Source organism: uncultured Salegentibacter sp. (genome assembly GCF_963972535.1).
GTDB lineage: Bacteria > Bacteroidota > Bacteroidia > Flavobacteriales > Flavobacteriaceae > Salegentibacter.
The window spans coordinates 1-9,815 of sequence record NZ_CAXAVR010000097.1 but is presented as its reverse complement, the minus strand read 5'-3'; the positions used below and the strand labels follow the sequence as shown (position 1 = coordinate 9,815).

The 9,815-nt window shown below is 37.0% G+C and carries 6 protein-coding genes; 4 read left to right on the top strand and 2 right to left on the bottom strand.

Going from position 1 to position 9,815, the window contains the following annotated elements; all coding sequences use genetic code 11:
* The 3 genes from AACZ30_RS10925 to AACZ30_RS10915 all read left to right on the top strand — a co-directional run.
* Nucleotides 1-1,455, top strand: a 1,455-nt coding sequence (locus AACZ30_RS10925; protein ID WP_339649333.1) for a glycoside hydrolase family 92 protein, incomplete at its 5' end; no start/stop codon positions are given.
* A 41-nt stretch (nt 1,456-1,496) separates the two neighbouring features.
* Entirely contained in the window at nt 1,497-3,866 is a 2,370-nt protein-coding gene (locus AACZ30_RS10920) for a GH92 family glycosyl hydrolase (protein WP_339649330.1), read from the top strand.
* Between the two features lie 3 nt (nt 3,867-3,869).
* Entirely contained in the window at nt 3,870-5,186 is a 1,317-nt protein-coding gene (locus AACZ30_RS10915) for a sugar MFS transporter (RefSeq protein WP_339649327.1), read from the top strand.
* Nucleotides 5,187-5,391: 205 nt separating this feature from the next.
* Here the strand turns inward: AACZ30_RS10915 and AACZ30_RS10910 are convergent, their stop codons facing one another.
* Both AACZ30_RS10910 and galK read right to left on the bottom strand, forming a co-directional pair.
* On the bottom strand, nt 5,392-6,432 hold the full coding sequence (locus AACZ30_RS10910; RefSeq protein ID WP_339649325.1) for a UDP-glucose--hexose-1-phosphate uridylyltransferase: 1,041 nt from the start codon (nt 6,430-6,432) through the stop codon (nt 5,392-5,394).
* 10 nt (nt 6,433-6,442) lie between these two features.
* A complete protein-coding gene (gene galK / locus AACZ30_RS10905) occupies nt 6,443-7,606 on the bottom strand; it encodes a galactokinase (protein WP_339649323.1) in 1,164 nt (387 codons plus the stop codon).
* A gap of 175 nt (nt 7,607-7,781) precedes the next feature.
* Here galK and AACZ30_RS10900 point away from each other — a divergent pair.
* Nucleotides 7,782-9,815: substrate-binding domain-containing protein (locus AACZ30_RS10900; protein ID WP_339649321.1), on the top strand; the 2,034-nt coding region annotated here is incomplete at its 3' end.

The following is a 9,815-nucleotide window of genomic DNA, read 5'->3' as shown; positions in this document are numbered from 1 at the left end:
GTAAAAGAAAAAGGTCGCAAAGAATGGAATAAGGAACTTTCCAGAATTAAAGTGGAAGGTGGAACTCCAGATGAGGTAGCAACATTCTATTCAGCCCTATACCGTTCCTTGCTTTTTCCACGAAAATTTTATGAATATAATGCTGAAGGCGAAGTAGTGCATTATAGCCCGTATAACGGGGAAGTTTTACCCGGTTATATGTTTACCGATACCGGTTTTTGGGATACCTTTCGCTCTTTATTTCCATTCTTAAATTTAATGTACCCTGAACTAAATGCTAATATCCAAAAAGGTCTTGCAAATGCTTACAAAGAAAGCGGTTGGTTGCCAGAATGGGCGAGCCCGGGTCTTAGGAATATCATGGTAGGAAATAACTCGGCCTCCGTGGTTGCAGATGCTTATTTAAAAACCGATGGGAAGTTTGATTATGATATTGATTTATTATACGAAGCACTTCTAAATGGAGCAAATAATGAAGGGCCAATGACTGCCGTAGGTCGTGCCGGCGCTGAATATTATAAAGATCTGGGGTATGTTCCTTATGATGTTGGTATTAATGAAAATGCCGCCAGAACTTTAGAATATGCGTATGACGATTTTGCTATATATCAGCTGGCAAAAAAACTGAATCGCCCTAAAGAAGAAATTGAACTTTATAAAAAACGAAGTCTTAATTACAAAAAACTTTATGATCCGGAAACCAAGCTAATGCGTGGTAAGAAAGAGAACGGTGAGTTTGTAGAAGATTTTAATCCTTTTAAATGGGGAGATGCATTTACTGAAGGTAACAGCTGGCATTACTCCTGGTCAGTATTTCACGATCCACAGGGATTGATCGATCTAATGGGAGGTAAAAAAGAGTTTGTAGATCAATTAGATAAAGTATTTGAAATGCCACCGGTTTTTGATGAAAGTTATTACGGTGGGGTTATCCATGAAATCCGGGAAATGCAAGTTGCCGATATGGGGCAATATGCACACGGAAATCAGCCAATTCAGCATATGATTTACCTATATAATTATGCCGGGGAACCGTGGAAAGCTCAATATTGGGTTCGAGAAACTATGGATAGAATGTACCAACCTACACCAGATGGTTATTGCGGCGATGAAGATAATGGACAAACTTCAGCATGGTATGTTTTTTCTGCAATGGGCTTCTATCCTGTCGCCCCGGCTACAGATGAATACGTAATGGGTGCTCCGCTTTTCAAAAAAGTAACTGTAAAACTTGAAAATGGAAATGAGCTTATTATTAATGCTCCTCAAAATAGTGATTCCAACAAGTATATTCAGAAAATGGAATTAAACGGCAAAAATTACACAAAGAATTATTTAAGTCATAAGGAACTTATGAAAGGCGCGGTAATCGATATAGAAATGGGTGATACCCCTAATAAGAATCGAGGGACTAAAAAATCAGATTTCCCGTATTCTTTGACTAATGAATTATAATATGTGAGATGAAGCTTTCAATCTACATAAATTAAAAAAGAATGAAATTCAACAATAATTTTATTACTTCAACAGGAGCATTTTTAATGTTCCTGTTGTTTTTTTCCTGCGGGAAAGAAGAAAAAACCACTCAAGCGAATAATTTATCTTCTAAGGATGATATAAAAGATCTCGCTCAATTTGTAGATCCAATGATTGGTACCGCCAAAATGGGGCATACTTATCCCGGCGCTACGGTACCTTTTGGAAGCGTGCAATTAAGTCCAGATACCGATACCATTCCTTACGCGGTAGATGGTAAATACAACCCCGATGTTTATAAATATTGCGCGGGTTACCAGTATGACGATTCTACGATTGTTGGTTTCAGTCATACCCATTTTAGCGGTACCGGCCATTCCGATTTGGGTGATTTCTTAATAATGCCCACCACGGGAGAATTAAAATTGAATCCTGGAACAGAAACCAATCCCGATAGCGGTTATCGTTCTCGTTTTTCCCACGAAAAAGAAACAGCCGAAGCTGGATATTATAAAGTTTTATTAGAAGATTATAATATTGAAGCTGAAATGACTGCTTCAACTCGTGTAGGAATGCACCGGTATACTTTTGCAGATAAAGAAGAAGCCCACGTTATCCTGGATTTAATGTCTGGTATTTATAATTACGACGATAAAAATGTATGGACCTTTGTAAGGGTAGAAAACGATACTTTAATAACAGGATTTAGACAAACCAATGGCTGGGCTAGAACACGTAAAGTGTTCTTTGCAATGAGCTTTGATAAGCCAATAAAAAATTACGGGCGGGCACGCTACGATAAACAACCTTACAATGGTTTCTGGAGGAAGTTTGACCAGGATGAGAATTTCCCGGAAATAGCAGGAGAAAAAATCAGAATGTATTTTGATTTTGATATGGAAGCCGAAGAAAAACTTCAAATTAAACTGGCAATTTCCCCGGTAAGTTCAGAAGGAGCGCTTAATAATATGAAGGCTGAAATTCCACATTGGGATTTTGATAAAGTTAAAAATGATGCTCGCGAGCAGTGGAATAAAGAATTAAATAAAGTAGTGGTAGATGCTGAAAATGAAGCTGAAATGACCAACTTTTACACCGCCATGTACCATTCATTTTTAGGCCCAACCGAATATATGGATGTGGATGGAAGATACCGCGGGATAGATATGAATATTCACCAGGCAGAAGATTTTGTCAATTATACCAGTTTTTCACTTTGGGATACGTATCGGGCTTTACATCCGCTGTTTAATATTTTACAACCCGAGCGTAATAGCGATATGGTAGAAGCAATGCTGGCACATTATGACCAAAGTGTTCATAAAATGCTGCCGGTTTGGTCACATTATGCCAATGAGAACTGGTGTATGATTGGTTATCACAGCGCCTCGGTAATCTCTGATGCGATAGTTAAAGGAAATACTGGGTTTAATGAAGAATGCGCTTTAGAGGCGATGGTACAAACTGCTAAAACCGGGTATTACGATGGCCTGGAATACTATATGGAAAAAGGATATGTTCCTGAAGATAAAAATGGTGCTTCGGTATCTAAAACCCTGGAATATGCTTATGATGATTGGGCCATTGCTCAAGCCGCTAAAAAATTAGGAAACCAGGAAGTTTTTGAAGAATTCAGCAAAAGATCTGAAAATTATAAAAATGTTTATGATTCAGCATCTGGCTTTATGCGCCCAAAATTGGATAATGGTGAATTTAAAAAGGAATTTGATGCTTTAGATACACACGGGCAGGGATTTATTGAAGGAAATGCCTGGAATTATAGTCTCTATGTGCCACATCAGCCCGCCGAAATGATTGAGATGATGGGCGGAAAACAACAATTCTCCCAACATTTAGATTCTTTGTTTTCAATGGAATTACCTGATAAATATTTTGAAAATACGGAAGATATTTCGCGCGAAGGAATTATAGGAAATTATGTACATGGAAACGAGCCATCGCACCATGTTGCTTATTTATACAATTGGACCGATACTCCCTGGAAATCTCAGGATAAAATAAGAATAATTCTCAAAGACCAATACCAAACCGGTGCAGATGGTTTAGGTGGAAATGATGATTTTGGCCAAATGAGCGCCTGGTATATTTTCAGTAGTTTTGGTTTTTATCCAGTGGCCCCCGGTTCTACAGAATACGCGTTAGGGAGTCCGGCAATTAATAAAGCAACAATAAATCTGGATAATGGGAATACTTTTACCGTTATTGCCAATAACCAGTCTGCAGAAAATGTATTTGTTTCAAAGGTAGAACTTAATGGAGAAGTCCTAAAAGAGCCTTTTATAGACCATACAGATATTATGGACGGAGGAGAATTAAAATTTTATATGAGTAGCGAGCCAAATAAAGAAATTTACAGAGAAAATAAGTAAAAGATGAATCAGAAAAAATCTTATCGTACAGCTTTTATATTTGTTACTATCCTCTTTTTTTTATGGGGTTTTATTACCGTGCTGGTAGATTCACTTATACCAAGATTAAGAGAAGTTTTTACCCTTTCTTATTTCCAGGCAGGGATGGTACAATTTGCATTCTTTGGTGCTTATTTTTTACTTTCTATACCTGCAGGATATATTTTATCTAAAATTGGATATAAAAAAGGGATTATTTTAGGTTTGGTAACTATGGCTGTTGGATGTCTACTTTTTTACCCTGCAGCTTCATATCGTATCTTCGGAATTTTTATGTTTGGGTATTTTACCCTCGCAGCCGGGATTACCATATTGCAGGTAGCAGCAAATCCTTATGTTACTATTTTAGGTCCTGAAAAAACAGCTTCGAGCCGACTTAATCTATCACAGGCTTTTAATTCCCTGGGTACGGCAATTGCACCGGCTTTGGGAGCTTTATTCATTCTTCAGGATAAAGTGAAAACTACTGCCGAGATTGAAGCCCTGGATCCTACTGCGCAAACCAGCTATTATATATCTGAAGCCTCTGCCGTGCAAACACCTTTCCTTGGTATTGCCGCTTTTATAATAATAATTGCCATTGTTTTCTTTTTTGTAAATCTACCCAAAGTTGGAGATAAAGAAGCTTCTAATGATTACCGGGGAGTTTTAAAGAATCGAAACTTAATCCTGGGAGCTATTGGCCTTTTCTGTTATGTAGGGGCAGAAGTTGCATTAGGAAGTTATATGGTAAATTATTTTTTAAGTCTTGATTTGGCTGAAACTGTAAGAGAAACGTCTTTTATGCGCACCATAGCAAGCTGGATTTTAAGTACTGGTATTTCAGCGTCAAGTGATATGGCGGTAGTAGGTGTTTTTGTGACATTCTACTGGACAGGAGCTATGATAGGAAGGTTTATTGGCTCTTATTTAACCACTATTTTTAACCCAGCACGGGTTTTAAGTGTATTTGCAGTAGGAGCAATAAGTATGATACTTATATCTACCTTTTCGTTAGGTCTTGTAGCTATGTGGACAATTATAGCCGTGGGCTTATTTAATTCTATTATGTTCCCAACAATTTTTAGTCTTGCTTTAGACGGCCTGGGAGATGATAAAGCCCAGGGATCTGGAGTACTGTGTACAATGATAGTTGGGGGCGCGATTATACCACCGGCTTATGGATTTTTAACCGACTCCTATAGCTTTAAAATTGCCTTAATTTTAGTGATGATCTGTTATGCTTATATATTTTATTATGCCTGGACTAACAAAAGGAGAGCAGTTATAATGAATAATTAAACTTTTATTAAGCTACCGATTTCAGAAAAAGCGAAAACAGGTTTTCTGAAAAGTTTTATAAAATGCAAAGAGTTTTCGAAAATAGTGAGACACAACATTAAAAAGCTCCTCAATTGAGGAGCTTTTTTTATAGCTTAAATTCACCGGTAATTCAGAAAAACAAGAATAAAATGCTTGTCAGTAAATAGAAATTAAACTTAATCGTCTACCGCTCTAAATAATGAACATCAGGGAGTTCCTGTAGATTATGCGCTGCCTGTTCTGCGGTAATATCTCTTTGTGGGCCGGCAAACATTTCGTAACCTACCATAAATTTCTTAACCGTAGCCGATCTTAATAGTGGAGGATAAAAACTCATATGAAAATGCCATTCCGGATACTCTTTACCATCAGTTGGCGCCTGATGAATTCCTGAAGAATAGGGGAAAGAAGTTTCAAAAAGATTATCGTATTTTATAGTGAGCTTTTTAATAATTTCTGCAAAAGCTTTTTCTTCTTCAGCATTTAACTGCCCAATATGTTGATGTTGTTTTTTGGGAATAATCATCGCTTCGTAGGGCCAAACTGCCCAGTATGGAATAAGCGCAACAAAATGTTCGTTTTTGGCTAAAATACGCTCATTTAATTCCAGTTCTTGCTTTAAATAATCGCCCAATAAACTGCTCTTATTTTTATTCCAGTAATCTTTAAAATGTTTCGATTTCTTTAAAATTTCTGTAGGAATAGATCTTTGAGACCAAATTTGGCCGTGAGGATGCGGATTGCTACAACCCATCATGGCGCCTTTATTTTCAAAGATTTGAACATAATTTATATTCTCCTTGCTACCCAGGTCTTCAAATTCTTTCTTCCATAGGCCCACCACCTTTGTGATATCTTCCACCTCCATTAAAGGGAGAGTGAGGGAGTGATCTGGAGAAAAACATACCACTTTGCAAATTCCGGTTTCACTTTCGGCTTTTAAAAGTCCGTTTTCAAAATCATCAGTGGGGCCGCTGGGGAGAAGTGCGGGAAAGTCATTTTCAAAAGAATGAACACCTTTATAATCGGGATTGGTTTCTCCACCCATTCTTGAATTTCCAGGACATAAATAGCAGGATGCATCGTAACTTTCCCGTTTTTCCTGGTTATTTTTTTCGGTTTTCCCCTGCCAGGGGCGCTTGGTTCGGTGGGGTGAAACCAAAATCCATTCCCCGGTTAAAATATTATATCTTCTATGCGGGTGCTTGTTTAGTTCTGTGTTCATTTTTTGCTATTTAAACTTTAGTAATTTGGGTCCCTTCATCAGGCACCACCGTTATTGGCGTTGGAGTAATATTAAATTTCTGCTGGTAAGCTTTTGTTACTTCGGTGATATATTCATCAATTTTATCACTTTCAATTAAATTTATGGTACACCCGCCAAAACCACCGCCCATCATTCGGGAGCCGTAAATAAAACTTTTATCTTCTGAAAAATCAACCAGAAAATCCAGCTCGGGGCAGCTTACTTCATATTGATGTTGCAAACCGCGGTGGGAAGCATACATTAATTTCCCCAACTCTTTTAAGTTTCCGCTACTTAAAGCTTTTTCGGTTTGCTTAACACGTGCATTTTCTTCCAGTACGTAACGGCAGCGTTTTAAACTTACAGGACCAATTTTTTCTTTGAATTCTTCTAGCATCTCAAAACTTACGTGCCTTAAAGCTTTTACTTCCGAATATTTTTGCTGAATAATTTGTACTGCATTTTCACATTGCTGCCGGCGGGAATTGTATTCGCTATCGGCCAGGTTATGGGACACATTGGTATTTAAAAGTAGCAATTTACAATTCTGAATTTCTGCCGGAATAAATTCTGCTTCCAAAGATTCGCAATCCAGTTTTATAAAATGATTCTTTTTGCTCATTACTGAAGCAAACTGGTCCATAATTCCGCAGTTACTGCTCACAAAATTATTTTCTGCCCGTTGAGAAAGTTTTACAATTTCCATTTGCGGCAGGTTTAAACTGAATAATGAATTTAAACCGCCTGCAAAACCACATTCTAACGCTGCTGAAGAACTAATCCCTGCACCAATGGGTAATTCGCTCTTTAAAATACAGTCAAAACCTTTAAGAGTTTTCCCCAGTTTCTGAATTTCATCAATTACACCAAGCAAATAATTCTCCCAGGAATTTTTACTTTTTAAAATTTTATCCAGGTTAAATTCTACATAGGTTTCAAAGGTTTCACTATAAATTCGGCATAGATTATCATTATTATTTTTCCTGAATTTAAAATAGATTTTCTTGTCTATGGCCGATGGCATAACAAAGCCCTGGTTATAATCGGTATGTTCACCAATTAAATTAATTCTCCCTGGGGAGGCGACTTTTACTTCGGTTTTAAAATTCCTAAAATCTTCTGGAACAGGGTGATTATTCTCTACTGGTTTCAATTGCAATTGCTTTTTAGAATTCAAAGATAATAAATGTAAAATTTACGTTCATTTAAAATTGGATGAAATTTACAAGTCTTAAAAGCGATTTTTATTTATCCAAATTCATTTTCTATCTTTCATTAATTAATTTCCCGGGTTTTTTAGAGAAATTTTTATATTCAATATTCTGTTTATGAGGTTTTTAGGTTTGGTGTTGGTTATTGCCGGATTCTTGTTTTTTGGTTCCTGTACTAACGAACCAGAGCAGGATGAATTCCAGATTGGTTTTGTACAGGCAATGACTACCGATAATTGGCGGAAAGAAATGAACAGAGCGATGGAGGTAGAAGCTTCCATGCATCCCGGTTATAAACTTCAAATTAAAGACGCTCAAAATGATGTCTCAATACAAATTAAGCAAATAGAAGAGCTTATTTCTACTGAAGTAGATGTTTTAATCGTCTCCCCCATTCAATCGGTTCCCATTACCCCGGTTATAGAAAAAGCCATGAATGCCGGTATTCCAACCATAGTGATAGACCGTAAAATTGAAGGAAGCAACTATACCGCATATGTTGGAGCAAATAATGTTGAAATAGGTAAAAATGCAGCAAATTATATTGTTTCCAATTCAAAGCCTAATCAAAAGTTAGAGCTGATTGAAATAACCGGACTTCAAACTTCTTCCCCGGCTTTTGAACGTAGCCAGGGATTTAATGAGGTCATAGCCCATCAGGAAAACGTGGATATTGTGGCGTCCATTGCAGGGGATTGGGAAAAAACTTCAGTAGGTGATAATTTGAAATCTATTTTAGATTCAGTGGGAAGTATAGATTATATTTTTGCGCATAACGACCGTATGGCAATGGGTGCCTGGGAAGTGGCACGTAGCAAAAATCTTGAAGATAGCATCCAAATAATTGGAGTAGACGGGCTTTTTGGCCCTAGCGGAGGAATACAACTCGTAAAAGAAGATGTGCTCGCAGCTACCGTGCTTTACCCCACTGGTGGTGCTGAAGCCATTAAGCTTGCTGTTAAACTACTTGAGGGAGACCAGATTGACAAAAATAATATTCTGGGTACTGTAGTTATAGATAAGGTGAATGTGGAAATCATGCAGAATCAGTTCAATAAAATGAACCAGCAGCAAAATGATATCGAACAGCAGCAGAGCATAATCAAAGAACAGGTAGCTACTTATAACTCACAGTCCAACCTTTTAAAAATTATGGTTGGCCTAATTATTTTACTCTTATTGCTTGGATTTTGGGCAGCTTATCTGGTATTTAAATTAAGGAAGCGAAAACGCAGGCTGGAACTAAACAATGAGAAAATAATTACCCAACGCAATCAAATAGAAAAATTTGCGGAGCAGTTAAAGATTTCCAATGAAGTAAAGATCAATTTCTTTACGGCCCTATCTCACGAATTTAAAACTCCGCTAACATTAATTACCAGCGCGATAGAAAGTATATCACAAAATCCTTATAAACAGCTTAAAGATTTTGCTTATGAAACTAACCTTATAAGCAAAAATTCGGGTAGGTTGCTGAGGCTTATCAATGAACTTCTTGATTTTAGAAAACTGGAAAGCGGGAGCTTTAGGCTTAAGCCATTAAAAACTAATTTATACGAATTTATAAGTAATATATATGAAGATTTTGAAACCGAAGCGGTAAGAAAGTCTATTGACCTACATCTGGAGACTGACAATAAGGAGATCATGATTTATATGGATAGAGATATGATGGACAAGGTGTTTTTTAATATGCTTTCCAACGCTTTTAAATTCACTCCTAAAAATGGACAGATTAGTATTAAGATAGAAGAGACAGGCGAAAATAAAGTAGAGGTGCGTTTTAAAGATTCTGGGATAGGAATTCCAAAGGAAGATTTTCAAAAAATATTTGATCCATTTAGACAGGCCGGTAATAATACCAAACCCAGTTCTGGTCTCGGCCTTTATATTACCCGGCAGTTTGTTGAACTACATAAAGGCAATATTTCGGTTTCATCGCATCAGGGTGCAGAATTTAAAATTGAATTATTAAAGGGTAAAAGCCACCTTTCTGAATATGAATTTTCAGAAGATACTTCAGAAATTCGAAAAGAAGAGTCAGAAAAGGCATTAAAAAGTACTTTTATTCCGGAAGAGCTTTCGCAGTCTTTGAATGGAAATGCTGAAACTATTTTAATTATTGAAGATAATGAAGATCTATCTTATCTC

Excerpts from the sequence above, each read along its gene's own strand:
- AACZ30_RS10910 (WP_339649325.1), bottom strand. The coding sequence starts at position 6,432 with ATGAACACAGAACTAAACAAGCACCCGCATAGAAGATATAATATTTTA.
- AACZ30_RS10920 (WP_339649330.1), top strand. The coding sequence starts at position 1,497 with ATGAAATTCAACAATAATTTTATTACTTCAACAGGAGCATTTTTAATG.
- AACZ30_RS10915 (WP_339649327.1), top strand. The coding sequence starts at position 3,870 with ATGAATCAGAAAAAATCTTATCGTACAGCTTTTATATTTGTTACTATC.